Source organism: Flavobacterium sp. 2755 (genome assembly GCF_031455715.1).
Taxonomy (GTDB): Bacteria; Bacteroidota; Bacteroidia; order Flavobacteriales; family Flavobacteriaceae; genus Flavobacterium.
The window spans coordinates 97,399-123,531 of record NZ_JAVDTG010000009.1; the positions used below are offsets into that span (position 1 = coordinate 97,399).

The window sequence follows — 26,133 nt, forward strand, 5'->3', positions numbered from 1 at the left end:
TTAAAATCTGTGTTTAGCTATTAACAATTAATTCATTGCTGTTTTTGCTCCACTTAGATTTCAATTGTATTTTGATTTGATTATAAACCAGCTGAATACCTATACTTGTAGCAATTACAACCGGAAATAAACCTAAAACAAACCATTGATCGTGCTGCCAAAAACCTAAAACATACATTCCCCAATTGATCAAAACCCATTGAATTACGTATAAACTTGTTACGTGTTTACTGCAGAAAGCCAATAAATTAAATACTGGATTATTTTCGTTAAACAGATTTACAATGATGTTCACAAACCAATATAGAACGAGGTTTGTTCCGAGTAATAAGATACTTCCGCCCGGTCCTAAATGGTAATAATCTCCAAAATGATATTCAGGATTTGAGAAGTTTAAAATTGCTCCAACAGCAATAAAAGCTAAACCAACGAACAACATTTTTTTGAAAAACAGATTCTGATTTTCGTTGAGTTCTTTGTACCATCTTCCCAAAAACATTCCGATTAAAATGAAAGCGCTCCACGGGAAAACAGGGAAATAAACATTAAACTGATTGCTGAAAAGTAAATCGCAGATATAATCTAAGCCCACAATTCCGACTCTGAAACCGCTTAATTCTTTAGATATAGAAATGATTACCAAAGCCACGATTAACGGAACATATTTACTTTTGCTAAAATGATTAATAAGCCCCATAATAAACAAAGTGATTCCGGCCAATTGCAAAATATCACCTAAAAGCAAAAAGAAAATTCCTGTTTGTAACGTTCCTGATTGTAAGCCATACGCCGAAATAAAAGCTTCGGGAAGTCCGCCAAAAATAAATTCCGGAACCAGAAATTTTAAAATATTCATTCCGTAACCAACAGCCAGAATGTATAAAGCCCTTTTGCAAACTGCCAGAAAACTTTGTCTTCTTGATAAAACAAAAGAAATTCCCATACTAACCAAAAACATGGTTGTTCCGCGGCCTAACCATAAAATAATTTCTCCTAAAACAGTGTTGGTTTGTGTAGCAATTGTTCCGTAAATAAGCATGGTGTGTACCATCATCATTAAAATAACACTTGTTCCTCTGGCAAAATCTATTGCCAAAACTCTCTTTTTTTGTTGTACTGCTTCCATAATTATGCGATGGTTTCAAATGCCGGAGATTCAATCACTTCTGTTGCGGGAACACCAAATTCCTGAAAAGCAATTTTAGTTTCTACAGCGTAATGTTCAACTCCTGTAATTTCTTTAATGATGTATGAGTTTCGGTAACAAGCCATTCCTAAATCTGGCGTAACAAAACCATGTGTATGCAGTTCTGCGTTTTGTACAAAAACTTCGATTCCGTTTTGGTCAATTGAGTAATTTCTGTTGGTTGCAAAACGACCTTTATCGTCCCATTGAATTCGGCTGGCGATTCCTTCTAAAAACTGAGGTAATTTATATCCGTAACCAGTTGCCAAAACCAATGCATCGGTTTTATGGCGGTATCTTTTATCTTGCTCCACCTGATGTAATTCTAATTCAAAAGATTGGTTTGTTTCATCGTAAGTTCCTTTGGTACAAGCGGCATTGGTCCTTAGGTTCACATCAATTTCTGTAATTACTTTTTTATTATAAATCGTGTCGAAAATGGTAGCGATCAGGTCTTTATTGATTCCTTTGTACAATAATTTCTGATTCTTCAACAAATGATCTCTTTTTTCTGATGGAAGATTGTAGAAATAATCTACATATTCCGGAGAAGTCATTTCAAGCGTTAACTTGCTGTAATCCATCGGGAAAAATCTTGACGATCTTGTAATCCAGTTTAATTGATAGCCGTAAACATCAATTTCCTGCAACAAATCGTTAAAAACTTCGGCAGCGCTTTGTCCGCTTCCTAAAACTGTAATTGATTTTTGCTTTTGTAACTCGGCTTTATTCTGAATATAAGCTGAAGAATGAATCGCTTTTCCTTTTAAAGACTGACAAGATTTAGGAATATGCGGTGCTGTTCCCGTTCCTAAAACAATCTTTTTGGTTTTGTAAATTGTCTCAACATTTGTTTTTGTAGAAAGCGTGGTTACGATATAAAGATGCTGATTTTCATCGTATTCAATTCTTGTAACTTCTGTATTAAAATAGATATTGGGTAACTTTTTAATTGCCCATTGACAATATTGATTGTATTCATTTCTTAATAATAAAAAGTTTTCGCGAATGTAAAAGGAATACATTTTTCCTTGTTCTTTGATATAATTCAAAAAACTAAACGGACTTGTTGGGTCTGCCAAAGTCACTAAATCTGCCAGAAACGGAATTTGTAAAGTGGTGTCTTGCAGCAACATTCCCGGATGCCAGTTGAAGGATTCATTTTTATCAAAAAATAATCCGTCAAGGTTTTCAATTGGCGCGGTTAAACAAGCCAGACTTAAATTGAAAGGCCCTACTCCAACTGCGATGAAATCGTATATTTTGTTTTGCATTTTATTTTAATTTTTTAATGAATATTCATTTCCGTGATATACAATCAAATCGATGATTTCTTCAATATTTTTTGGGGTTGTTAACGGGTTTAATAAAGTGAATTTGAGGAATACTTCGTTGTAGACTTTTGTACTGGTAATTATTGCTTTGCCCTCATTAAATATGGCTTTACGAATGTAACTGTTGATGCCGCAATACGAGTTTTCATTTCCGGTAAATGGTGTATAACGGAACACGATCGCACTGATTTCCGGTTTGTGAATGATTTCAAAATCTTCTCTGTTTCTTAGTAAATCTGCGGTGAATTGAGCGTTTGAGATTGCTTTTTCCATGTATGAACTTAAACCTTCTGTTCCGATCATTCTCAATGTAAACCACAATTTTAAGGCGTCAAAACGGCGTGTTGTCTGAATAGATTTTTTTACCATATTTGGAATTCCTTCGTCTTCCTGTTCTTTAGAGTTCAGATAATCAGCGTGGTATTTGATATAATCTACAAAGGATTTATCTCTCATAAAAAAGCCGCTTGAACTTACAGGCTGATAAAACGTTTTGTGATAATCTATTGTAACTGAATCTGATAATTCGATTCCGCTAAGCTTTTCTTTGTGAACATTACTAATCAATAAACCACCGCCATAAGCCGCATCTACGTGAAACCAGATATCATTTTCATTGGCAACTGAAGCAATTTCTGCCAATGGATCTATAGAACCAAAATCGGTTGTTCCGGCCGTTCCTACGATCGCAATTGGAATATTTCCTAAGTCTTTTTGCTGCTGAATTACCTTTTTTAAGGCGCTGACATTCATCTTAAAATCAGGATCTACGGCAACAGGAATTACGGCATTTTGTCCTAAACCTAAAAGGCTTAAGTTTTTCTTTAAACTAAAATGACTTACTTCAGAACATAAAACCCTGAATTTTGAAGCTTCAGGAGGAAGTCCGTCCATTTTTGGATCGATTCCGAAATGCTTTTTGATGTAATGATCTCTTGCCAAAAGCAATCCCATCATGTTCGATTGTGTTCCGCCGCTGGTGAAGATTCCGTCAGCATTTTCAGGATAACCCAGTTTATCAAGCGTCCATTCCACTAATTTTAATTCGATGAAAGTTGCTCCTGTACTTTGGTCGTAGGTATCCATCGAAGAATTTAATGAAGATACAAAAGCCTCGGCCACAAGTGTTGGCGTTAAAATTGGGCAATTAAGATGCGCTATGTATTTGGGATTATGAAAATGAATACAATCATCTAAATAAATATCTTTTAATTCGTCCAGAACATAATCCAGGCTTTTTCCTCTCTTATTTTCTTCGAGATAAATATTATCAATTTTTCGTTTAATAGTAGAAATACTAGTTCCGGTAAATGGTGTATCTCTTTCTTTTAAATGATTTTCAATTGTTTTAATGGCCTTTTTCATGCTTTTCTTATAAATCCCAATTGATTTATTGTTGTTAGAAAAAACATGTTTATCGTGCGCATTTTCAATTATGACTTCTTGCAGTATTGTTTCTAATTTTTCTTGTGCCTCCATTGTGATATTTATTTAGATTGATTCTAAAGAATAATTTTCCACAAATGTAGATTTGTACGAAAATTAAATCAATACCATAAAAAAGTGAAAATTATTTCTATAATTGAGGTAGTTAAAATACCTCAATTATAGTAGGAAATAAAACATAAAATTTATTTAAATAATGCGAAAATTACTTTATTTTTTTCTCTAATGCATAAAGTATCAATTCAGGAGTTGTGTGCCTGCCTGTTTTTTTCATGATGTTTTTTCGATGTGTCCTGAAAGTATGAATACTGATAAAAAGCTGCGACGCGATACTTTTTCCGTTGTTTCCCTGCGCTATTTGTTTTAGGATTTCGAACTCTCTTAAAGTCAGTTTTTCATCACTTTGGGAAGTTGGCAGAGCAAAAACATCAATAAATGTATTTAAGGTTTTGGGACATATATAACGTTCTCCGTGCTGAATTTTATATAAGGCATCAAAAATGGTTTGCTCTTCACAATCTTTTGATATGAAGCCGCTTATATTTTCTTTTAAGAAACTGTCAATGGTTTGTTTGTTCTTAAAATACGAAAGGATTATGATTTTACATTGGGGATATTTTTCTTTAATAATCTTAAGATCATCATCATAAAACAAAAAAATATTATTGGGATCAATAATTAAACATTCTATATTATTTTTATCCAAACATTTAAACAACTCTTCTCGTGAATTTGTCACTTTTAAGCTGGGTGTTTTGACGAGCTTTTTTAGTGTGTGCCTCAATCCAATTATGTGTAGGTTTTCAGAATCGGCAATAAGGAAATTTTTCATTTTTACTATTTAGATTTAGTCTAAACAAAAGTAATATAAAAATGGTTATTATGCCGTTAATTGATGTAAAAAAATAGTTTTTTTCTTATAATCATAAAAGTTTTTTGTGATAAGCTGAATCAACTAAAAAGCAAAAAGGCCCGGACAATGTCCGAGCCTTTTTCTATTCTATATTGCTTTTAAAATTCGCTTAGAATTTATACGCTACACTTCCCATCAATGTACGTGGAGCCTGAACGTTTATTGTTGAATAACCGTTAAAGTATAATTCGTCTGTAAGGTTATTTACTTTTAATGATACTCTGTATTTAGGCTGATCGTAATACAATGCAGCATTTACTACAGCGTAAGATGGAAGTTCAAAAGTTTCACTTGGTCCAGCATTGTAAACGTATGTAGCATCTCCATAGTTACCACCAAATCCTAAACCTAATCCTTTTAGTTTAGTTGTTTGAAGGTTATAACTAAACCAGTAGTTAATTAAATTTTCTGGCCCTGCAGTTATAGGTCTTAGATCATTTAACTCAGAATCATTTTTTGCATAACCCACAAGTAAGTTTAATCCAGGGATTGGGTTTGCTGTAATTTCTAATTCAAAACCCTTACTAAATTGTGTACCGTTTTGTATGCTTGCATTTGGTAAGCTTGGGTCAGAAGTTACGATATCTTTTACTTTGATGTTATAGTAACTAATTGTAGCACTTAGTTTATTTTGGAAAGCATTTGCTTTAACACCAAATTCAAACTGGTTTGCTCTTTCAGGGTCAAATTGTTTCAATACAAGAGAACCTCCTTCATTTGCACTTGCAAATCCAACATTTTTAAAACTATTTTGATAGTTACCAAATACTGATAACTGATCTTTTAAGATTTGAAAAACGGCACCAAATTTTGGCGAGAATGCATTTTGAGAAAATTTGCCAGCCTCTGTACCTGAAAGTGGATCAAATGATCCTTGATTTTCAAAATGATCAAAACGTACTGCTGCCGAAAGAATTAATCTTTCTGTAATGTTAATAGCATCTGCAACATAAGCACTGTAAGTTGTTATAGCACTGTTGCTGGTATATGGATCATTATCATTTCCAGAAATCCTATTCCTTACATTTGTTGGATTAAAATCATAATAATTAGCTGCCGTTCCTGTATAATTGATTACATCATACGCAGCATAATTTTTGATATTTTTGAATACTAAATTATTTGAACCGTAATAAATATCACCACCTACTAAAAAGCGGTTTCTCATTGATCCAATGTTGAAATCACCATTAAAGTTTTGCTGGAATTCGATAGCATTATCTCTACCATTTGCATCCCATGCATTTCTTGATAATTGTTGGTTTGGTAAAAGGTAAAACCATGTTTGCAAACCAGTTGCTTTATTTGAACTGCTGCTAAATACAGTTTGTGAAGTCCATTGTTCAGACATTTGATATAAAGCCTGTGCAAAAACATTTAATGTTTTAGTATTCATCACAAATTCGTCTCCTAAAAATGATCTTTTAAAGTTGATGTCAAGATCTTTAGCATTGGTTACTCCTAACCCAGATGGAGCTGCACCAAAATAAATTAGAGGCATACCCGAGTTATCCTGATTTCCTATTTCTGCATCAATAGAAATAGTAAGTTTATCATTTACTTTATAAGAGAAAGATGGCGCTACAAAAAAGCTTTTTGAGTAACCGAAATCCTGAAAAGTATTGGCATTTCCAAAAGCAGCATTTAATCTGAATAATGCTGTATTATCATCGTTTATTGGAGTATTAATATCAGCAGTTAAACGGTTAAAACCATAACTTCCGTTTTGATATGAAATTTCTCCGGCAAAAGTTTCAAAAGGTTTTTTAGTTACACGGTTGATTAATCCTCCGTATGAAGAAACTACGTTTCCAAAAAGTGTAGCCGATGGCCCTTTTATAACTTCAATTCTTTCAAGGTTTACAGCATCAGTATTACTGTTTACTTTTCCTGCAAGACCGTTTCTTACTAAACTTTGTGTTGTAAATCCACGTAGTGAATACCAAGAAGCTCCGTCACCTGCACGGTTAGTAGCTGCCCATAACTGGTATAAACCTGGAACGTTTTTTAAAGCTTCGTCCTGGTTTGTTACTAACTGATCTTTAATTAATTCTTTAGTTACAACATTGTAAACTTGTGAGTTTTCAAGGTTTTTAACAGACATTCTAGATACATACTGACTTTCTGCTTTAGTGTACTTGTTTGCATTTCCTTTAACAAAAACTTCAGTCAACGCTTCAGATGTTGTGATTAAGGTAAAGTTTACTACAAGTTCTTTTCCTGCTGTAACAGTGATAGCTTCTTCTTTTGGTGAAAATCCTACTACTGAAGCCTTTAATGTATAATTACCCGGCTTAATGTTTTTGATTTCATAGTTTCCTTCAGTATCAGTAACAGTTCCAATCTTTGTTCCTCTTAGAGTTACAGAGATATTATCAGCGATTTCATCATTAGATAGCGAAATTTTTCCTTTGATGGTACCTGTCTGTGCAAGCGAAGTAGCAGCTGTAAGCAGCATAAGGCAGCTCAATAGCGGAAGTAGTATTTTTACTTTCATGTTATTTAGAATTATTTTTAATAGCGCAAATTTATGTGTTGCGTTAAAATAAACCAAATTATTTGTATTTATTCCAAATAATAATAACATAAATAGGTTTTACTGTTTATTTGTCAATTTTTTAAACATAAAAAAGAAGAATCTCTTTTTTTTAACACTAATAGGCCAATTAATTAATGTATAAAAAACACGTTTGCGAAATATTATGCGAATATTTTTAAGTATTTATTTCAATCTTAAATTTGCAATAAGATTTAAAAGCAAAAACCTCCAAAATCAAATGAAATTGGAGGTTTTATTTGGAACAAAAAGTGTGTTCAAAAATTATTCTTTATGATAAGGACATCCTGAAGGTGCAGAAGATCCCGCTGCTGCAGAAGGTTTAATGGTATTAGAGCTTGGAAATTGCTCTTCAATTAAACGTCTTTGCTCTGGAGAAACATCTTCTAATTTACGAAGTGTGTTTACCTGAATGTGCGGCCAGCTTGTAGTTCCGCCATCATCTCCAAAATCAAATTCGAAAAATATAATTTGTTCGTATTGCAACTGAAGGATTTCTTTTCCTTCTTCAATAACTGTTTCAACCCACATGCTCATATTCATTTCAACAGTAGTAACAAAACGGTTTACAAACGGAACATTTAATATACCACCTTGTGCTCCTGTTTTATTTTTGGATGATAATTGAATAAGGACATGGTTTTTTATATTTTCTCCTTTGATGGAATCACGAAGACGCAAATCTGGTCTTACGGAATAGGGATACAAATCATGAGCAAGAATTCGCTGTGTATAGATTTTATTTTCTCCGGGATCATTTTTATCATTCAATTTTTCAAATACCCAGGCAGGTGGTGCTTTGTCAAGATTTATTGGCTTTTTTTCGCTTGCTCCTGCTCCACCCATAGTTCTTGAAATCGAAAGATGATCGTATTTCCAGGCTGCATCGCCATGCGGAAATTCAGGAGGACCTTCATTCAGGTAGCTTGTCTCGCCCTGAACCAAGTCTCCTAATAAAGTTATAGTACTTCCATGTGGAATTACGCCGCTTCGTGAAATAGAATAATCCGGAATAAAATAAGGTCCGGTTTGTCCTGCTCCGGGTTTCAATTCTTTAGAGGCAATAATTTCAGAATAAGGTCTTCCGTTTAGATTTTCCAGCGTTACATATTCTTTTTCTCCAAGATCATTATAAACCAAAAATAAGGTTTCGTCCTGATAACCGCTTTTGTACAAATCTTTATTCGGATTTTTTGGCGATACCGGATGCACGCCACGGTCTTCTTTAATCGTTTTCTCTGTAGCTGCGTAATTGAATATATCACTCAGCCATAAATACATACCGTTTTCTTCGTGGATTGGAGTGTATTTTAAAGCTTCCTGACCTTCTACCGTGTTGACACTTTTTATACTTTGTTCGTATTTAACAGCACCACAAAATTGTTCGTTTGCTCCACCGCGATTACGAACTCCGCCCGGTACTAAATCAAAGGTTAATTTTTCGATATATTCTTCGCAATCAAAACTATATTTTCCGGGAATCGTTCCTGCATTTGTACCCGGCGATGGCATAATGGTCGTATGGATTCCGCTTCCTATTAACTTTCTATCATTTTGTCCGTTATGATTATAGCTCACCCAGGTTCCTTGCAATACCTCTAAAATACCATAATCGACATTGTTTACAATTTGCTGTAAATTACTTTCATGAAAAGCTCTAATTGGGTCTTCAATTTGAACTTTTGAATATCCATCCATCAAATCTCCTAATATTCCTTTACTGACTTTTTCCTGATCAGCTCCGAATAGTAATTGTTTATTACTTACATCTAGATTTTGAGCTATATGAGGCAGGTTTAACTCATCGGCTCCGTTTTTTCGTTTTAGCATAGTTTTATTTTTTTGATTAGTAAATCCGGGTATTTAAAAGCACGGCAATTGCCACGAATCTAAATTACTGGAGATAGAAAATCAATTATAAAAAAATGACATAAAGCGGAAATTATTGGTTACAAAACAAGGTATCTAAAGGATGGAATTATCTCTGGGATTTTTAATTTAAAAAAAGGGTGTTTATACCCTTTTTTCATTTCCCTTATTATAATAAATTTGAAAAATATTTACGTAACATATTTACAATCAGTAAATTATTTATTCTCATATACACCTACAGCGAGAATATTCTATATGCCTTCTTTTTAATGTCTGCTTTATTTATTTGATATGCTTTTGCATGAATCAGGCAGCATAACGTATTCATTACCTCATTCCCCTTTTATTTATAAAACTTTTGAAATTAAAATAACGATATCAAATGAATTAATAAATTAAAACCCAACGATTATGAGTTCAATAGTACCACCAGACAAGAAAGCTAATTATGAAAAATTATTTGCTTCCTGCATTATAAGAGAAGCTAAATATCCTGAAATTGATAAACTAGTTGCGAAGATAGCTTCGAATAAAGCAAGATATCAAGCTGTAGGAGATCCGCTAAATATTCCATGGTATGTGATTGCGATAATACACTGTATGGAAGCCAGTTTAAATTTTGCAACTCATTTACATAACGGTGATCCGCTCACGAAACGTACAGTTCAGGTTCCTGCTGGACGTCCAAAAACGGGAAATCCTCCATTTGAATGGGAATACAGCGCTAATGATGCTTTGATTTATGACAAACTAAACACGTGGACTAATTGGGAAATTGCCGGAATTCTTTATAAACTGGAATTATTTAATGGTTTAGGTTATTATAGACAAGGTATTAATTCGCCTTATTTGTGGAGTTATTCTAACCATTATATAAAAGGAAAATATGTTAAAGACGGAAAATATGATCCTAATGCTGTTTCTAAACAATGCGGGGCTGCAGTATTGCTAAGACGTTTGAGCGAGCAAAAGCTTATAACGCTCCCAAGTGGTAATATAATAGAACAAATATTAGCGCAGGGTAATAAAACATTGTATTACACTGGAACTGTAACTAACGAAGCTAAAGAACTGCAAACGCTGCTTAATAAAGCCGGAAGTATATTAAGAGTTGACGGAAAAGCTGGAGAAAGAACCTCAACTGAGTATTTTAAATTCAGTAAAACGTATTTAAAAGGAGATCCTAGAAGAGCATAATGTTTTAACCTATTCAATTAAACAAAATGGGACTTCCTCCAAGCTTAAAAGATTTATTCGACAAACACATTTACTCCATAGTAACGGCGGTAATTATTGCTGTATTAACGTTTGGATATCTTTCTTATGTTCTTCCTAATAATCAGCAAAAAGAAGATGCTAAAAATATAATCATTTTACAAGGCATAGAAAAGCAATTGAATACTTATATTGATGACCAAATTAAACACATCGACGAGGATACAATTGACGACTCCGAACGCCTCTCAATTTATAGAGGCTCAACTGATTTTTATATTGATAATATTACTATTGATAGAAAAAAATATCTGGAATTTGAAAATGGTACAATAAAATTATTTACTAAAATTAAATTATTAGAAAAATCTAAAGACTCTATTAATAACCCAGATAAAAAAGATACATTTAAGGATACCGTTACTAATCAAATAACTATTAATCTAGTCAATTTTTTAAATAAAATTGATTCGACTACCTATTTTACCTCATTTTATATTTGTCCCGTCGAAGCAGGATTATGTCAGTCTCATAAAGCATTTCTATCAAAAAATGTTAGTCTTGTTGATCAGGATAGTTTGATTCGTTACAATAGAAACAATGGCCCTTTTAGTTTCGAAAAATCTTCAGTAAGATATTACACCAATCAAATAAATATTCCTCAAACTGATAAAACAATATTTTTAGCAGTCGGAATTCAAAAATCTGTCTTTGACAGCAATGTCCAACAGATTGATCCTAAACTTTTAATTTTTAGCTTCATTTCGGTTATTTTTTTAGTATTAGGTATAAATTTCATAAAGCCTATTGTAAGTAGTTACAAAGAAAGATTAAGTCAGTTTGATTTGGTAGGTGTTGTGTTTTCTATTGGATTGTTGATCGCTATTTCAGTTATATTTACTACATTATCTTATTGGAACAATGCTATAAAAACTAGAACTACAAATGATTTAGATCAATTGGTAAACAAAATTGATAGTTCATTCAGCGATCAAATTACGGCTTATAAGAATTGGAAAAATGATAATTCAAGATTAGGAACAGCTTGGAAAAGTTCAGAAACAAAATTTTCCAGAATATATTTAAAAACTGATTTGAATACCAATTATTTAAATGAAGATCCTCTTCCTAAAAATGATTTGAGTGACAAACGTGAATATATTATTCTTGAAAATAATGATTTTGAAAAAGATACAAATAACTTAAAACTGATTAAATATTTGGATCACTACTTTCGAATGAACAATAAAGGAGTACTTATAAAAGATCTAACTACTACTAAACTTGATATACCAAGAAAATATGCAGATAGAATGTACTTTAAAATGTTACAGCAGAAAAATGCAGGCAATGCAAAAACAGGACCAGTACTAACTGCCGTTTTTTCCAGAGATAGTGATAAGTATCAATTGATATACGCCGAAAAAAATTCAATTAATAAAATAGAAAACGGTATCAAAGGCATTGCATTCAGAGAATATTTTTCGGATGAATTAGAATTACCGCCGGGAACGGGATATATGCTTGTAGATCGATATGGAGATATTATTCTGCAAAACGATCCCGGGAAGAATTTATATCAAAATTTATATTATGAATCTCAAAGTAATCCTGAATTTGCAAGCGTATTATCGGGTACGACGCCAAAATCATTTGAGATGGAATATCAAGGGAGGCCTTATCAAATCTATGCGAAAAAGTTAAGTGAAGAAACAGCCTCTCCCATCTATATTTTAGGAGTTCGTGATTTATCTTATCTCAATCGTTTATCCATATTTTCGTTTACAAACGGATTCTTAATTTCGGTTTTATACGGGTTTTTTATATTATTAATCAATTATATCTATTCGATAATCTTCTATAGTGGTCGAATTAGTGCATTATCAAAACATCATTTTTATTACCTCTTTCCGGATAGCAGCAGAACTAATGAATATAAAAAGCTATTATTAATTAATTCCATTTCCATTTTATTAGCCATTATAATATCTTTTATGTCCACTCCTTCCCTAGCACTTATTTTTTGTATTGTTTTAGGGATTAACGTAGCTTATATTAATCTAATAACTCTCAATATTCGCACTTTAACCCCTAAAAAAGAAGTTATTAAACTAGTATTGATTTTGTTTATTCCTGCTATTTGTCTACCTATGATTTTATTTTTTTATTACAATGCATTGGTTGCTGCCATTGTGCTTTTTGTTACTCATATCGTATTAACATTTTGTTATAGAAACTGGAGAAAAAGACAAGAAGATAGTGGTGATCATGATGATGATCTTGCCAAATTTGTAAAGAAAAATAAAGGGGTTAATAGAAAAGCATATACCAAATTTCTAACAGCAAGATTATTATATCAATTTGTTGTGTTTCCATTTATTCTAATTAGTGCATTTTATGTAAGCGAATTAAATGATTTTTCGCGTTATTATTGTTCCTCTCTTGACGCTAAAGAACAAAACATAAAAACCAAATCAGATTTTATTATAAAAGATAGAATAACAAATGCCTATAACTGTAATTGCAAGAAACAAACTCAAGATGAAACTAAAGATCAGGTTATACAAAAAGCTAACCTAGGCTTTTTTGATCGGCCTGTTAGTTACGAAATTAAAAATTTTACATTCAACACACTTAGCGATAAATATTATCTAAACTCACTGGCAATTTTTCAAAGTGAAAATGATATTATTTCAACTATAAATATCTCATTGTCTTTATTAGTATTAATTTTATTTCTTACTGTTTTAGCCTATCAATTATTAAACTACTATAGTAATCGTTTCTTCTTTTATGATTTAATGCAGGCGTATTATGAAAAATATTATCCGTGCACATTACATGAATTAGCAAATGATCACATCTTTATACCTATGGTAAATAATTATGATATCAAAAAATTGATTCAGGTTGACAATAATTGTCAAATAGGCTCAGATACTAGATATAAGGGTCATAAAGACTGTCCTAACCGTGAAATCAGTATCGACAAAGTTTTTTATAAGGATGAAAAAAATGAAATATACCCTTATTTACGGATGGATTATATACTTAATATCAACCACAAGCAATTTTATAAAGAATATAATAACGTGTGGAGATCATTACCTATTGAAACTCGTTATGTTCTTTATGATTTTGCCCAAGATCATTTTGTAAATTACAAAAACAAGGATACACTTATAAGTCTTATGGAAATGGGAATCATTGACTGCCATAAATTAACCGGAAGGCTTAAAATGATGAGCCTGAGTTTCAGGATTTTTATTTTATCTAAAAATAAACGTGATCAAACATTTATCCAAAAATTTAATAATCAGAGTAAAAATGGAACATACAGCAAATTGAGATTTCCAATAATAATTATTGCAGTCAGTGCTTTAATTTTATTAATGTATCTTAATAAAGACAGTTATGACCAGGTAACTTTAGTGGGAGGCAGTGTTGTAACCGTGTTGGCTTTGATTAATAAAATTCTCGACGCTAACAAAAGTCTATAAATTATAAAAGCTAAATTTTTGTAAAGGTTTAAGTTTACTAAAACGTCCCAAATTTTAAAATTTGGGACGTTTTCAATTTTACTTTGTGCAGGTTAATTACTTCCGCTGTTTGTCGATTCGCTTCCTGTGCTTCCTGCCCCGCCGCTGTTATCGTTTCCGAGATTTTCATCGGTTTCTTCATTTTCCTCAAAATCTCTTTCGTCTCCCCAGTCGCCGGTATTCGGTTTTTGAGCGGGATCGTTGGCGTGAGTGTTTCCGTACTCTTTATCTTCATCCGGGTTTCTGTCCTGAGAGTGTAAACGCGAATCTACAGTCGGGGTCCAAATTTGATCTTCGTGGCGATTATTTTCATCTCGAAAAGAATCACTATTGGTGTTTCTAGTTTCCATATTTACTTTTTAAAATTGATTAATGAACTGCTTTTATCAATTCTTAAAATTCAGCAAAATAACAATCATTCTTATTATACTTTTTTAGGAGAATATTACAGTTTTTCTATAATTGATTTTAGATAACATATTGTTTATTAAACAGATATTATGTTTATGAAAAAAGAATTAGTAACCGTAAATTATATAATTGACAAGCCTCTTAATTGTAATATTCTGATTTTCAGTAGTCGTACATTTGACTTATAACAATCTAAAGAATTAGAAACCATGAATACTTCGAAAAGCAAAACAAGCACAGAAAGTGCTAAAGGATCAGAGAAAAAAACTGATAAGAAAGAAACTTCAAAAATAGATACTCAAAATACTTCAGATAAAAAAACTGATAAGAAAGAGGAAACATCAAAAAGCGGTAATAAAACTGCTGCGGGTAAAAAAACTACTAAAAAATAACTTTTAAAAAAAATATTATGAGTTTAGATGAAAGAGAAAATTACCGTCAGGACGACCAGAATTTTCAAGAAAATGAAACAGGATATCAAGATAATGCAATCGATGCGCCGCCGGTAGATCATTCCATCAGCAATTCGGCGGAACCGGATTATGGAGATGATTTGGTAAACGAAGAAATTGACAATCAGGAATTAGCAGGAGAAAATCTTGGTAATGAATCATTCGATAACGAAAGACTTGGCAATAATGAGTTTGAACAAAACGAATTCGCAAGTGATGATGATAATAAAGAATTAGACGACGATGATGATTACGGAGATGAAGGTCTTGGTGATATCGACGATGACGAAGAAGATGAAAATGATGACGATGAAGAAGGTACAAATCCTGATCGAAATTTATAAAACCAAAAATAAACCGTCTGTACTGCAGGCGGTTTTTTTATGAATAATGATTATCAGCCTGATAAAAATTCTATAACCAATCTATAAAAACTTATAAGTAACAAGAGGGTTAAAGATCTTAATTTTAAGTAATTAAAAAATATTATAATTTAAAACTATTATTATGAATACAGCAGCACTATCAAACTCGTCACAGAAATCAAAGCCATTTCTAAAAACTAATGTTTCGACATTAGAAAGAATCTTAATGATTACCAGCGGGGCTTATTTGGTGTACAATGGTTTATCAAATAACAATAAAAGTATTTCTAAAGCAAGTGCCGGCGGCGCTATGCTTTTAAGAGGAATTTCAGGATATTGTCCGGTTTATGATGCGGCGGGACATTTAATCAATGATAAAGCATCAAATGTAAATATCAAAGTAAACAGCGTAATTAATAAACCTGTAAGCGAAGTATATTCGTTTTGGAGAAATCTGGAAAACCTGCCCAAGTTTATGAACCATCTGGATGCTGTAAAAAACAGATCGGCAAATATATCTCAATGGACGGCAAAAGGTCCTGCTGGAATTGGAAGACTAAGCTGGGAAGCAGAAATCGTTAAAGATGAAAAAGACAAATTACTAAGTTGGAATTCTCTGGAAAATTCATCAATTAAAAATGCAGGAAAAGTGGTTTTTAAATCCAAAGGAAATGCTACAGAAATTGATGTTACGATTTCTTATCACGCTCCTCTGGGAATTGCAGGCGAAAGCGCAGCAAAACTATTAAATCCTTATTTTGAAAAATTAGTTAAAGATGATATTTCAAATTTGAAATTTTATCTGGAATCTATTTGATTAACAAAATGAAACAAGATATATGGATATTATGATAAAAAAAGGACAGGAAGTGCGTCAGGAATTTGGCGGGCCTGTCATGAAGGTTATTGGGTTTGAACCCGAACTTATAGAAAATGTGATTACGCAGTGGGAAGACGAACAGGGAAATATTATAACGGCGAAGTTTATGGATTCGCTGCTTATTCCGAATGATAATTAATAACTCATTTAGAATTATAAATTGCTTTGAAATTTCGACCTTCGTATCAAAATTATAATTGAAAAGCAATGGCCGAATCTCATAATAAAATTCCGTTTTCTTATTATCTTAATCCTGATGTTATTTTCCTTGCTAAAGATCTTTTGGGAAAAGTGCTTTACACTCAAATTGACGGCGAAATAACTTCGGGAATAATTGTAGAAACAGAAGCTTATTTTGGGATACAGGATAAGGCTTCACACGCTTACGGCGGCCGAAGAACGGATCGAACGGAGACTTTATACAGTCAGGGCGGTGTATCGTATGTTTATTTATGCTACGGAATCCATCATCTTTTTAATATTGTAAGTTCGGTTGAAGGTGAACCACATGCGGTTTTGATTCGGGGGATTGAACCTTTGGCAGGAAAAGATATTATGGAAACCAGACGAAATATGTCCGCTTCAAAAGGAGCTGTTTCTGCTGGTCCCGGTTCTGCAGCAAAGGCTTTGGGTATTAATCGTTCTTTTAATAAAAAAGATTTAGGCGGAGAAGAAATCTGGCTGGAAGATCACGGTATTCGCTATACTGAAGATCAAATTGCAGCATCGCCTCGTGTGGGCGTTGCGTATGCACAGGAAGATGCGCTTTTGCCGTGGCGATTTTTTATTAAAGGAAATAAATATGTCAGCAAACCAAATAAGGTATAAATTGGCGGTTTTTAGATATTTCAAAATTTCATAAATTTGCCATAATTATCGGGGTTACTTTATACCTCAACATCTATTCAATTTCTCCATCAAAAAATAAATGACAATACAAGATTTAATTGGTGATTTTTCCATTTCCGGAAGTAATCAGGAAGAAAGCGATCAGGTTACTTACAAAGGTACTTTGAGCTTATCCTTAGACGATAACAATAGAATTGTTGCAAAATGGTTCATCAATAATGCACAAGTCCAAAAAGGTCATGGTTTCTTTAAAGATAATATCCTGGTCATTAATTTTAGTTATAAAGGCGACGACAATAAAACGTATAAAGGCGTTGCGGTTTACCGATGCATTACTAAAGATGTATTGGATGGATTTTGGTCAGAAAAACATGGAAATCCGCTGTTTTTAGGTACTGAACATTGTTTGAGATTAGAAACTACAGAACGGCTGAATTAAAATCAACAGTATATAATTTCATTGGTTTTGCTTTTCCCCGCAAAAGTATTTCGCCCTTTTGAGTATACGTTATCGAATTATCTTCGGGAAGTGCATTTTTCATGGTTTCAGAAATAACAAAATCATGGCTGAAATTATTGCATTCGCACTGAATTCTTGAAGTTGTATTTAAGAGATCTCCGTGATAAACAATTTCTTTTTTTACTTTTCCTACCCAGGTTGTTACGGCGGTTCCTATATGCATTCCGGCTTTAAACTTTGGAACCAGATTGTATTTTCCTAAATAATATTCTCGTTTATTCTCTATACATTGTTTAAGAAGATAAAAACAATAAAGACAGCGTTTTTCTTTTAATCCAGTTGAAGATTTCCAAGTCAGAATAATTTCATCTCCTACATATTGATAAATTTCTGCTCGCGAAGCCTGAATTGCATCGGTAAAATCGTTGAATAAATCCTGCAATAAATTGCTGTATAGAATATCTCCTAATTGTTCTGCAAGTGTGGTAGACGATTTTACATCGACAAACATAAAAATTCGTTCTTCCTGAATTGGTCTATGATATTGTCCTGTAAAATAATTATAGAAAAAACGGGTACTTAATAAACTGCTGATTTCTAAAAAGAGAATTAAAAATATAGATGCTCCAAGAGAAAACATATAATCTTCGAACAAACGTTCTTTAGCATATTTAATAAAAACTTCCTGATAAGAAAGATGCCCTAACATTTCTGAAAATATCAGAACAAAGAATAGTAAAAACAACAATATGCTTATGCTGTAAATAATGGCTTTTAAAAGCATTGCGCCTAAAAAAGAATATCGGTTTAAATTGATAAGGCGCTTCTCAAATGTTATAATAATGAAACCTATAAAAGCGCCTATAATTATGCCGGGCAAAAGCTTTAAATAATCAAAGTTGGATTCTGCATCAGTAATTGAGGCATATAGTAAACCTAAGATTCCGCCGGCAATAGCGGCTTTAAAAACAAGACTGTATTTTTTATAAAAAGGCAACTTAGGTAATTCCATATAAAGATGCTTTCGTTCTTTATAAAAATAGATAAAATCTTAATATAAACTACCGCAGAAGTTTTTCTGTTCAAAAAAAATCCCTGAATGAAATTCATTCAGGGAAAACTTTATTCTTATAATATTAAATTTCTACCGGCTGCTTATAAACTTCCCAGTCTGTATAACCGTGATTACCTAATCCGTAATGCAAATCACGAATTGGCTGCGTTAATTCCCAATTGTTTTGCAAACGTTCTACTAAATCAGGATTCGAGATAAACGGTTCGCCAAATCCGGCAATATCAATAGTTCCGGCATTAATGAGTTGTTCTGATTTTTCTCTGTCCATGCTTCCGGCTAGAATAATAACGCCATCGTACCAAGAACGAAAACGCTCTATAAAACCATCAGGCAAAGCATGACTTCCTTTTGACTGCTGATCCATTATATGGATATAAGCGATGTTTCTTTTGTTTAATTCTACGGCTAAATATTGATATGTTGCTTCTATTTCATCATAATGCGGCAAGTCTCCTAAACCTCCGTATGGCGTTAACCGAATCCCAACTTTTTCATTGGTTACAGTATCAACCGAAGCATCTATAATTTCCAGTAAAAATCTTGAACGATTTTCGATACTTCCTCCATATTCATCTGTACGATTGTTTACAAAAGGATTTAAAAACTGTTCGATTAAATAACCATTGGCTCCATGAATTTCTACACCGTCAAAACCTGCTTTAATGGCATTTTTAGCTGCATTTGCAAAATCGGTTACAACATTTTTAATTTCATTTACAGAAAGTGCTTTAGGCTTTGATGCCGGAACAAAACCTTCTACTCCATTTTCATTATAACCCCAAGCTGAGGTATTTTGCGCCTGAATATCTGATGGACCAACTGGAGCGACTCCGTTAGGCTGATTTGAAGTATGAGATACTCTGCCTACATGCCATAATTGAGAAAATATCTTACTTTCTTTTTCATGTACTGCCTTTGTAACTTTCTTCCAGCCTTCTATTTGCTGCTCCGTATATAATCCGGGAATATAAAGTACACCTTTTGCTGTTTCAGAAATGGCTGTTCCTTCTGTAATAATTAAACCGGCGCCAGAACGCTGTTCATAATAAACCGCATTATTTTCGTTTGGAATACCATCTTCATTTCTTGCTCTTGTCATTGGTGCCATCGAGATACGGTTTTTTAATTGTAATGAACCAATCTGAACCGGTTTAAAAATATCTATTTTCATAATAATCTCTTTCTTATTTTTTAATTAACCAGCTTTCAACAGCTCTTGAAAAATCTGCTACATCAATTGGGTGACGGCTGGTAATAATGTTTCCGTCTGTTACCACGGGTTGTTCAAGAATAGTTCCGCCTGCATTTTTTAAATCTACCTGAATGTTCCAATATCCCGTCAGCTTTCTTCCTTTTAAAATATCGGCGGAAGCCAATACAACCGGAGCGTGACAAATAGCGGCAATCAGTTTTCCAGATTTATTAAAATCCTGAATAAATTTGATCACATCTTTGTCATAACGAAGGTTATCCGGATTCCATGCTCCACCCGGAATAAATACAGCATCATAATCACTAACTTTTATTTGGTCTGCGGTACGGTCAAATTTTATCCACCCAACTGGCTGTAAGTATTGTATCGCCATAACATGGGTATTTGCCATTTCAGGAAATACTAAACCATATCTTTCCGGAGCCGGGTTAAATTTTGGTGACACAATTTCAACTTGTGCTCCTAATTCTTTAAAATACCATACTGGTCCGGTTAATTCAATTTCTTCAAAACCATCGGCTACGATTACGGCAATTTTTTTCCCTTTTAAGGCTGTTTTGTTTTTTACAGGTGTAAAGAAGAAATCTTTTAATGCTTCGTTCCCTGGTGCGTTTAATAATTTTGTCACCGGCATATTTACAACGGCTGACTGAGTAGACAATTGATTTACAACTTCTAATTCATGACTGTAGTTTGTTTTCATTTCGTTTGTTTTTACGGTTACTTGTGCTTCTACATTTACTACAGCAAGTACACTTGTTATACCTGCTGCAATGATTTTACTAATTGTTTTCATTTTTTTAGGTTTTAAATATTAATAATTTGTGTTGATTTTTTCTGCTGAATATTACTCCCGAGTAAGCGGTGCAAATTCGATCAGGTTATGAATTCCGTCCTGAAACGGCTGTTTTTTTATACTCGTATTCAGGTAATCTATTACGGGCTGAATTGGCGGAAAATTTAAATGATATTGAAATGCATCGTTGCTTCTGAATTTTTCGAAGGTTACAAATTGGGTTTTATCATTTTCCAACTGCGATAATTGATACGTTACTACGCCGGGTTCACTTCTAAACTGCGGCATTGCGGTATGGTAAACTTCCATGAAGTTTTTCTCTGTGCCGGCTTTTGCATCTACAAAAAGCATAATGGTTAACTGATTGTCTTCTTTTTTACTCGTTCTTCTCCATTGCTCTTTAGTGAGAGGTTCTAAATCTTTTACATAGATTATTTTCTCAGGTTTTGCTAAGGCAGTTTTTACAAGCTCTTTTATGGATTTTGAATTGTTTTTATCCAATGCTGTTTTGCTTGTCCAGCGTTCAAATAACCAAATAACCGTTTTTTTGTTTTGTTCAAAATAAGCTTCAGACATAATGTTACTTTCGTTTAAGAGCGATTTTTGAACATACTCGCTTATGGCTTTTTGAAATTGCTCTTGATATTGCTCTTTTACTTCATAGCGGGTAAGTTTAGCTGTTTCATTTTGTGCCGATGCCAATGTGCTTTGCAATGAAAATAGAACGGTGAAAATCCCTAAGACTTTTTTAGAAACTGTGAGTTTTGCTTTTGTGATCATAACTTCTAAAATTTTTAAGATTATTTATTTCCGTTTTTAAAGATGAAAACACCCAGATAATGAAATAATAAACCTACTGCCCATGCGCCAGTCTGCCAAAGCGGCCATAGATAAGTTCTGTCTGTTAAAAACCAAATGGTCCAAATGGCAGGAATTGATAATACAAATACTAATAAGTGAATTCTGAAACCTTTTTTAGGGTCAATGTGAGCAATTGTACGCTCGTTTGCTAGATGTCTCATGATATTAAATTTTATTAATTGATTGTTTTATATAAGTTGTGTTCCTAATTTTTCTGTTTTTTTAAGCCATTTTATACGCTGTTCTTCTGTTGATTTTCTCATAAATCCAAAAGTGGAGAATTTGATAGGATCAAATCCTACGTAACCGAATACGATGTCTTTAAGGATTTGATATTGAGAAGCACGATAGATGAGATAGAACCACCATTTAGGAGTGTCCATCGTAATTAACAGCCTAAGGCTTTTTCCTTTTAAAAGTTTTTCGGGGAAGATTTTGCCTGAGTGATGTTTGAATGCAAAATCAGGCATAAAGATTCTGTCTATAAATCCTTTGGTAATGGCAGGCATAAAACCCCACCAATTTGGATAAGACAATACAATGTGGTCTGCCCAGGAAATGAGTTCCTGAGCCTGAATTAGATCTTTTTCAAGCGGTACTATTTTTCCGGTTTTATATCCGTCGGCAAGATTTACATCAAAATCTAATTGAGAGATATAAATGGTTTTACAAATTGCTCCTGTACGCTCTACTCCTTTTTTGTAAGCATTAAGCAAGGCATTACAAAATGAGTTTTGAGAAGGATGACCAAGTATTAATAAGATATTCGTTTTCATTGCGCATCATTTTAATTTGACACTGCAAAGATTTTAAATAATGGAAAGTACTTCCTGACACAAATGTGTCAAAAACTATTGGTGCGCTAATTTTTGACGAATTCTGGTAAGTGTTTGTCTTTCAATACCCAGATAACTGCAAAGATGCGAAATGGAAATCCTGTTAAACAGCTCTGAATAACACTTTATAAAATCGAGATAACGTTCCTCGGCGGTTTGAAATATAAAGCTTTCGATACGGGCCTGCTGACGTTTTAAAATTTCTTCGGCGACTAATCGTCCGTATCGTTCAAAGCTTGGTAAATGCTCATAAATCCACTGCATGTCTTCATAGGAAAGACAAACCATAATTACAGGTTCTAAACACTGAATGGAATATTTACTGGGCTGCTGTGTTATAAAAGCGGGATAGTGTGTGGCATAATCACCCTCGGCATAAAAACCTACTGTAATTTCATTGCCTTCGTTATCTATAAAAGAGGAACGCACTAATCCGCTAGCTATAAAACCTATAGCTTTTTGTACTTTTCCGTATTGAAGAAAGAAGTCTTTTTTATTGAATTCTTCAATGGTAATTTTTGCAGCAAATTGAGAAAGTTCAGCGTCAGTAACGTTAGGACAAATTTCCTTTACTGATTTTAGAAATATTTCTTTGGCTGAATTCATTATCATAATTTGCTTTCAAACCTCTAATTTAAAAAGAATGTTTTTTAAAATGTAAAAAATACACGATTATTTTTCTTCAAATAAAAAATTATAATGTGCTGTGTATTAATTTTTTATTAACTTTAACATCCCATCAAAATTTAGCCAGCTGAAAATTGTAACTTCCTAAATTTAAAATTATGAAATGGTTCGTGACTTTAAAAACAACATTTAAGGACAAATTTTTTAAATCAAACCTTAAAAAAAGTTTTGTGGATTTAGAGAAAGGAAAACAGCTTTATTCCACCAGCCATTTTCAAGAGGCTATTATTCATTTAGATAATGTGGTCAATTATGAATTTGATTCGACGGCTTATGAATTAAGGGCGAGTTGTTTTCAAAAACTGGAACATCATTATAAAGCCATTGAGGATTTTGATAAAGTAATTGAATTTAATCCATTAGAGTTTTCTTATTACTACCACAGAGCAGTTTCTAAAAAAGCCGTTTTTGATTTTACGGGACAAATTGAGGATCTTCATAACTGTATTCATTATTACAAAAAAAATAAGAATATTGAAATTGGTTTATTAAAAACATTTGAGGCTGATTTAATAAACGCAGGAAATCATATCGAAAAACTGAAATACAATATCAGCTCTTTTCATAATAATTCTTATTTAGAGATAAAGGCTTTATTAACGGATTGTCTTTATCAAATAAAGAAAATAAGGCTTAAAAGAAATAAGATCAGAACGCCATTTCGCCAAATCAAAAAAGAAGAACTGTCTCCTGTAATAAATACTGAAATATAATTTATAGCTTCTTTTCAGACCCTGTTTTTATTTTCCTTAAGTTTTTATGAATGATGCTGCGGGTTGATTTTTTCTTTAGTTCATAATCTCTGGTACATTTTTGTAATTCTGCCAACAAGATTTTAAAACAATTGTACAAAACATCGAGTTCTTCCATGTTTTGGTAAATCTTTAGATCATCTTCTGATGTTGTTTGTACCGCAATAGATTCATCTTTGTATTTCTCAAAAATTTGCAGCAATTTTCGATGTTCAATGTTATCAATTCCCTGCATAACGAACGATCAATATATTTATAATTTTCATGGTGTAATTTGCAAAAGCGGGTCAATGTCTGTACTTATTTTGCTGAGTGGCAGTAATTGTACAGTTTCTGTTTTCATTTTTATTTTGTTTGTGTTTCCTGATATTCTATTTAAGGTTTCTTGTAATAAAGTTTCAGAGCGGTTTCCTAAAGCAAATACTTCCAGCTGTTGTAATTCATTTATAACTATTTCAGGGTTTATTCCTTTTGAATAATTTCCTTCGTGTCTGGCATTAAATAATTTATATATGGAAGGGTATAATATCCAGCCTCTTTTATCCGGATTACGATCATCAACAATTGGAAATCCTGCTACATCTTTACCAAATGTTTTTTCGCCAATTGTAATAACTTCCATATACGGTTTTAGATTATTTATAATAAGTTCTGATGCTGATGCTGTACGTTTTCCGCATAAAATATAAACTTTATTAATTCCAGGATGTGCATTGCGTAAAGCATCAAAACTTACGGAAGATTCATTGCTTTTTAAAGCCGCAGAAAAAGACTGGTCAACATTTCCTCCGTTTTGATTTCCTTCAAATTTTATAAAAAGATCTTCTGCTTTAATATTGGGTGCCAAAATTATACTCAATGCTGTCGCAGATGATATATCTCCTCCTCCATTGTATCTTAAGTCTAAAACCAATTCTGTTATGGATTTGCTTTTTAATTCCTGAAACATTTGCAAATACAATTGTGCTTGTCCAACATCAAAATGCGGAATGCTTACATAACCAATTTTAGTATTGTTATTTTCGATTACCTGATATGGAATGGGCTGCAAAAAGGTAAAACCCTGCAAAACAGAAACTGTTTTTGGATTAGAAAAACCTGTTTGGGCAGAATACGAAACGACTTTTAAATCGAGCTGCGTATCGTCAAGCATGCTATTATATAAATTATCGTAGTTATCCAATTTCAATTCTGTTCCGTCAATATGAGTTATAAGCTGTCCTCTTTGCAAACCATTATTTTTTGCCGGAGAATGTTCTAAAACATATAATATCACACCATAATATTTCCCTTCAAAAGTTATAAAACTTACGTCAAACCCGAATTTACTTCTAAGGCTTTTAGGTGAAGTTTCGGGTTTTTCAGGATGTATTGCGTAGGAATAAATATCTTCGGACTGCAGTAAGGTTTTAAAATATTCTTTTGGATCTAATGCTAAATTACCTTGGTTTTTTATTGCATTATTCCACAAGTAATATCTTTTCATTTGATTGTACATCCAGTCGTTTACATATTCATTTGTATTTTCTTCATAGGTTACTGGCTCATCTGTGTTTTCGCACGAAATAAGAAACAGGGCAAAAAATAAAAAAGAAAACAGCTTAATAGGCAAACAGTTTTTCATTGGATAATAATCTTAATTATTTTAATGAGCGGTAAAATCAAAAAAATCTGCCAGATTCAGACTTGCATCAACACTTTGAAATTTGCCATTTCCATCTTTTCTTTCGTCCAAAACGATTAATCCTGATTTGTTTGGCAGCATCAGCATAACTGTAATAACTTGTCTGCCGCTTATATAAGATTCGGTTGTATTGTGTTTAACCAATTCCATTCTGATAATTGGAGGCAGACTTGAAGGGAATTCTATAAAATCGCTGAAGCTATCTTTGCCAATGTTTTTAACTACTCCGACTACTTCGCCGTTTACTTTGCGCATGATTCCGTCAAGTTTACCGGTATAACCGCTGGCAGAATATTTATTAAGGGTCGGGAAAATAAATTTGAAACCTGCATTTCCTGTCTGTGTAATTTTTCCGGGTTTCGTTGCCAAAACATTATTTATCCATAAATCTTCTTTGGTATAAAAAGAAATAGTATCAATAGGTTTTGCAGTAGTTAGTTGATAAGATTGAAGAAGCTGCTTGCTTACTTTATTCGTAATTTCAACCAGTTTCGTTTTATTTGAATAAAACACAAATTCGTAATTTTTAGCAACTTTTTTTATGTAGGCATTTGTTTTTCCTTCTGTAAGGATTTTTCCATCTACCGCTATTTGTATAGAATCTTTTTGTGCATTGTAACCTTGTATTACTACTTTTCCGGGCTGCTGTTCTTCATAATAAGGAACCATATCTTCATTAATGCAGGCCTGGCAAAGAAGAAGTACAATTGAAAATAAAAGTATTGGAACAATTTTAGTTTTCATATTTTA

General features: G+C 32.9%; 26 protein-coding genes. 9 read left to right on the forward strand and 17 right to left on the reverse strand.

Annotated elements, in window-relative coordinates; all coding sequences use genetic code 11:
- Window positions 1-13: 13 nt before the first annotated feature.
- From J2Y38_RS19310 to J2Y38_RS19335, 6 genes are all read right to left on the reverse strand, one after another.
- Window positions 14-1,126, reverse strand: coding sequence for a heparan-alpha-glucosaminide N-acetyltransferase domain-containing protein (locus tag J2Y38_RS19310; RefSeq protein ID WP_309845756.1), 1,113 nt, complete (start codon window positions 1,124-1,126; stop codon window positions 14-16).
- A gap of 2 nt (window positions 1,127-1,128) precedes the next feature.
- Entirely contained in the window at window positions 1,129-2,460 is a 1,332-nt protein-coding gene (locus J2Y38_RS19315; RefSeq protein WP_309845759.1) for a lysine N(6)-hydroxylase/L-ornithine N(5)-oxygenase family protein, read from the reverse strand.
- A gap of 6 nt (window positions 2,461-2,466) precedes the next feature.
- Window positions 2,467-3,999, reverse strand: coding sequence for an aspartate aminotransferase family protein (locus J2Y38_RS19320; RefSeq protein ID WP_309845762.1), 1,533 nt, complete (start codon window positions 3,997-3,999; stop codon window positions 2,467-2,469).
- Window positions 4,000-4,171: 172 nt separating this feature from the next.
- Window positions 4,172-4,798 carry a LuxR C-terminal-related transcriptional regulator gene (locus tag J2Y38_RS19325; RefSeq protein WP_409025148.1) on the reverse strand — a complete coding sequence of 209 codons (627 nt, stop codon included), beginning with the start codon at window positions 4,796-4,798 and terminating at the stop codon, window positions 4,172-4,174.
- A gap of 190 nt (window positions 4,799-4,988) precedes the next feature.
- On the reverse strand, window positions 4,989-7,376 hold the full coding sequence (locus tag J2Y38_RS19330; protein ID WP_309845764.1) for a TonB-dependent receptor: 2,388 nt from the start codon (window positions 7,374-7,376) through the stop codon (window positions 4,989-4,991).
- Between the two features lie 324 nt (window positions 7,377-7,700).
- Complete coding sequence (locus tag J2Y38_RS19335; protein WP_309845765.1) at window positions 7,701-9,266, reverse strand: peroxidase, FMP-type; 1,566 nt, start codon at window positions 9,264-9,266, stop codon at window positions 7,701-7,703.
- 453 nt (window positions 9,267-9,719) lie between these two features.
- Between J2Y38_RS19335 and J2Y38_RS19340 the strand changes: the two genes are divergently transcribed.
- Together J2Y38_RS19340 and J2Y38_RS19345 are read left to right on the forward strand one after the other, a co-directional pair.
- Complete coding sequence (locus tag J2Y38_RS19340) at window positions 9,720-10,505, forward strand: hypothetical protein (protein ID WP_309845766.1); 786 nt, start codon at window positions 9,720-9,722, stop codon at window positions 10,503-10,505.
- A gap of 26 nt (window positions 10,506-10,531) precedes the next feature.
- Complete coding sequence (locus tag J2Y38_RS19345; protein WP_309845768.1) at window positions 10,532-14,023, forward strand: hypothetical protein; 3,492 nt, start codon at window positions 10,532-10,534, stop codon at window positions 14,021-14,023.
- A 92-nt stretch (window positions 14,024-14,115) separates the two neighbouring features.
- On the opposite strand, the gene J2Y38_RS19350 is transcribed toward J2Y38_RS19345, so the two are convergent.
- The gene (locus J2Y38_RS19350; RefSeq protein WP_309845769.1) at window positions 14,116-14,412 is read right to left on the reverse strand and encodes a hypothetical protein; all 297 of its coding nucleotides are present in this window, start codon (window positions 14,410-14,412) and stop codon (window positions 14,116-14,118) included.
- A gap of 270 nt (window positions 14,413-14,682) precedes the next feature.
- Here J2Y38_RS19350 and J2Y38_RS19355 point away from each other — a divergent pair, with 270 nt between their 5' ends.
- From J2Y38_RS19355 to J2Y38_RS19380, 6 genes are all read left to right on the forward strand, one after another.
- Complete coding sequence (locus tag J2Y38_RS19355; protein WP_309845772.1) at window positions 14,683-14,865, forward strand: hypothetical protein; 183 nt, start codon at window positions 14,683-14,685, stop codon at window positions 14,863-14,865.
- Between the two features lie 17 nt (window positions 14,866-14,882).
- Window positions 14,883-15,269, forward strand: coding sequence for a hypothetical protein (locus J2Y38_RS19360; RefSeq protein WP_309845774.1), 387 nt, complete (start codon window positions 14,883-14,885; stop codon window positions 15,267-15,269).
- Window positions 15,270-15,432: 163 nt separating this feature from the next.
- The gene (locus tag J2Y38_RS19365; RefSeq protein ID WP_309845778.1) at window positions 15,433-16,107 is read left to right on the forward strand and encodes a YgaP-like transmembrane domain; all 675 of its coding nucleotides are present in this window, start codon (window positions 15,433-15,435) and stop codon (window positions 16,105-16,107) included.
- Between the two features lie 22 nt (window positions 16,108-16,129).
- Window positions 16,130-16,309, forward strand: coding sequence for a hypothetical protein (locus J2Y38_RS19370; RefSeq protein WP_309845781.1), 180 nt, complete (start codon window positions 16,130-16,132; stop codon window positions 16,307-16,309).
- A 68-nt stretch (window positions 16,310-16,377) separates the two neighbouring features.
- Window positions 16,378-16,998 (forward strand): DNA-3-methyladenine glycosylase, encoded by a 621-nt coding sequence (locus J2Y38_RS19375; protein WP_309845784.1) that lies wholly within the window; start codon window positions 16,378-16,380, stop codon window positions 16,996-16,998.
- 100 nt (window positions 16,999-17,098) lie between these two features.
- Window positions 17,099-17,458 carry a hypothetical protein gene (locus tag J2Y38_RS19380; RefSeq protein ID WP_309845787.1) on the forward strand — a complete coding sequence of 120 codons (360 nt, stop codon included), beginning with the start codon at window positions 17,099-17,101 and terminating at the stop codon, window positions 17,456-17,458.
- Here J2Y38_RS19380 and J2Y38_RS19385 read toward each other — a convergent pair.
- The 7 genes from J2Y38_RS19385 to J2Y38_RS19415 all read right to left on the reverse strand — a co-directional run bounded on the left by J2Y38_RS19385 (window position 17,439) and on the right by J2Y38_RS19415 (window position 22,866).
- Entirely contained in the window at window positions 17,439-18,491 is a 1,053-nt protein-coding gene (locus tag J2Y38_RS19385; RefSeq protein WP_309845789.1) for an adenylate/guanylate cyclase domain-containing protein, read from the reverse strand. The two genes, J2Y38_RS19380 and J2Y38_RS19385, sit on opposite strands and share 20 nt — an antisense overlap.
- Before the next feature lie 124 nt (window positions 18,492-18,615).
- On the reverse strand, window positions 18,616-19,725 hold the full coding sequence (locus tag J2Y38_RS19390) for an alkene reductase (RefSeq protein ID WP_309845790.1): 1,110 nt from the start codon (window positions 19,723-19,725) through the stop codon (window positions 18,616-18,618).
- 13 nt (window positions 19,726-19,738) lie between these two features.
- Window positions 19,739-20,563: a type 1 glutamine amidotransferase domain-containing protein gene (locus J2Y38_RS19395; RefSeq protein ID WP_291147975.1), complete on the reverse strand. Its 825-nt coding sequence runs from the start codon at window positions 20,561-20,563 to the stop codon at window positions 19,739-19,741.
- A gap of 51 nt (window positions 20,564-20,614) precedes the next feature.
- Complete coding sequence (locus tag J2Y38_RS19400) at window positions 20,615-21,343, reverse strand: antibiotic biosynthesis monooxygenase (RefSeq protein WP_309845793.1); 729 nt, start codon at window positions 21,341-21,343, stop codon at window positions 20,615-20,617.
- A 20-nt stretch (window positions 21,344-21,363) separates the two neighbouring features.
- Window positions 21,364-21,585, reverse strand: coding sequence for a 2TM domain-containing protein (locus J2Y38_RS19405; RefSeq protein ID WP_309845795.1), 222 nt, complete (start codon window positions 21,583-21,585; stop codon window positions 21,364-21,366).
- A gap of 27 nt (window positions 21,586-21,612) precedes the next feature.
- A complete protein-coding gene (locus tag J2Y38_RS19410) occupies window positions 21,613-22,200 on the reverse strand; it encodes an NAD(P)H-dependent oxidoreductase (protein WP_309845797.1) in 588 nt (195 codons plus the stop codon).
- Window positions 22,201-22,275: 75 nt separating this feature from the next.
- A complete protein-coding gene (locus tag J2Y38_RS19415; protein WP_309845799.1) occupies window positions 22,276-22,866 on the reverse strand; it encodes a Crp/Fnr family transcriptional regulator in 591 nt (196 codons plus the stop codon).
- 251 nt (window positions 22,867-23,117) lie between these two features.
- Between J2Y38_RS19415 and J2Y38_RS19420 the strand changes: the two genes are divergently transcribed.
- The gene (locus J2Y38_RS19420; RefSeq protein ID WP_309845801.1) at window positions 23,118-23,660 is read left to right on the forward strand and encodes a hypothetical protein; all 543 of its coding nucleotides are present in this window, start codon (window positions 23,118-23,120) and stop codon (window positions 23,658-23,660) included.
- A 1-nt stretch (window position 23,661) separates the two neighbouring features.
- Here the strand turns inward: J2Y38_RS19420 and J2Y38_RS19425 are convergent, their stop codons facing one another.
- Genes J2Y38_RS19425 through J2Y38_RS19435 form a run of 3 tightly spaced genes read right to left on the reverse strand, consistent with a single transcriptional unit; the run spans window position 23,662 to window position 26,127 of the window.
- A complete protein-coding gene (locus J2Y38_RS19425) occupies window positions 23,662-23,934 on the reverse strand; it encodes a hypothetical protein (protein WP_053472695.1) in 273 nt (90 codons plus the stop codon).
- A gap of 27 nt (window positions 23,935-23,961) precedes the next feature.
- Window positions 23,962-25,323, reverse strand: a complete 1,362-nt coding sequence (locus J2Y38_RS19430; protein ID WP_309845804.1) for a S41 family peptidase — start codon at window positions 25,321-25,323, stop codon at window positions 23,962-23,964.
- A 21-nt stretch (window positions 25,324-25,344) separates the two neighbouring features.
- Entirely contained in the window at window positions 25,345-26,127 is a 783-nt protein-coding gene (locus J2Y38_RS19435; RefSeq protein WP_309845807.1) for a hypothetical protein, read from the reverse strand.
- Between the last annotated feature and the right edge of the window lie 6 nt (window positions 26,128-26,133).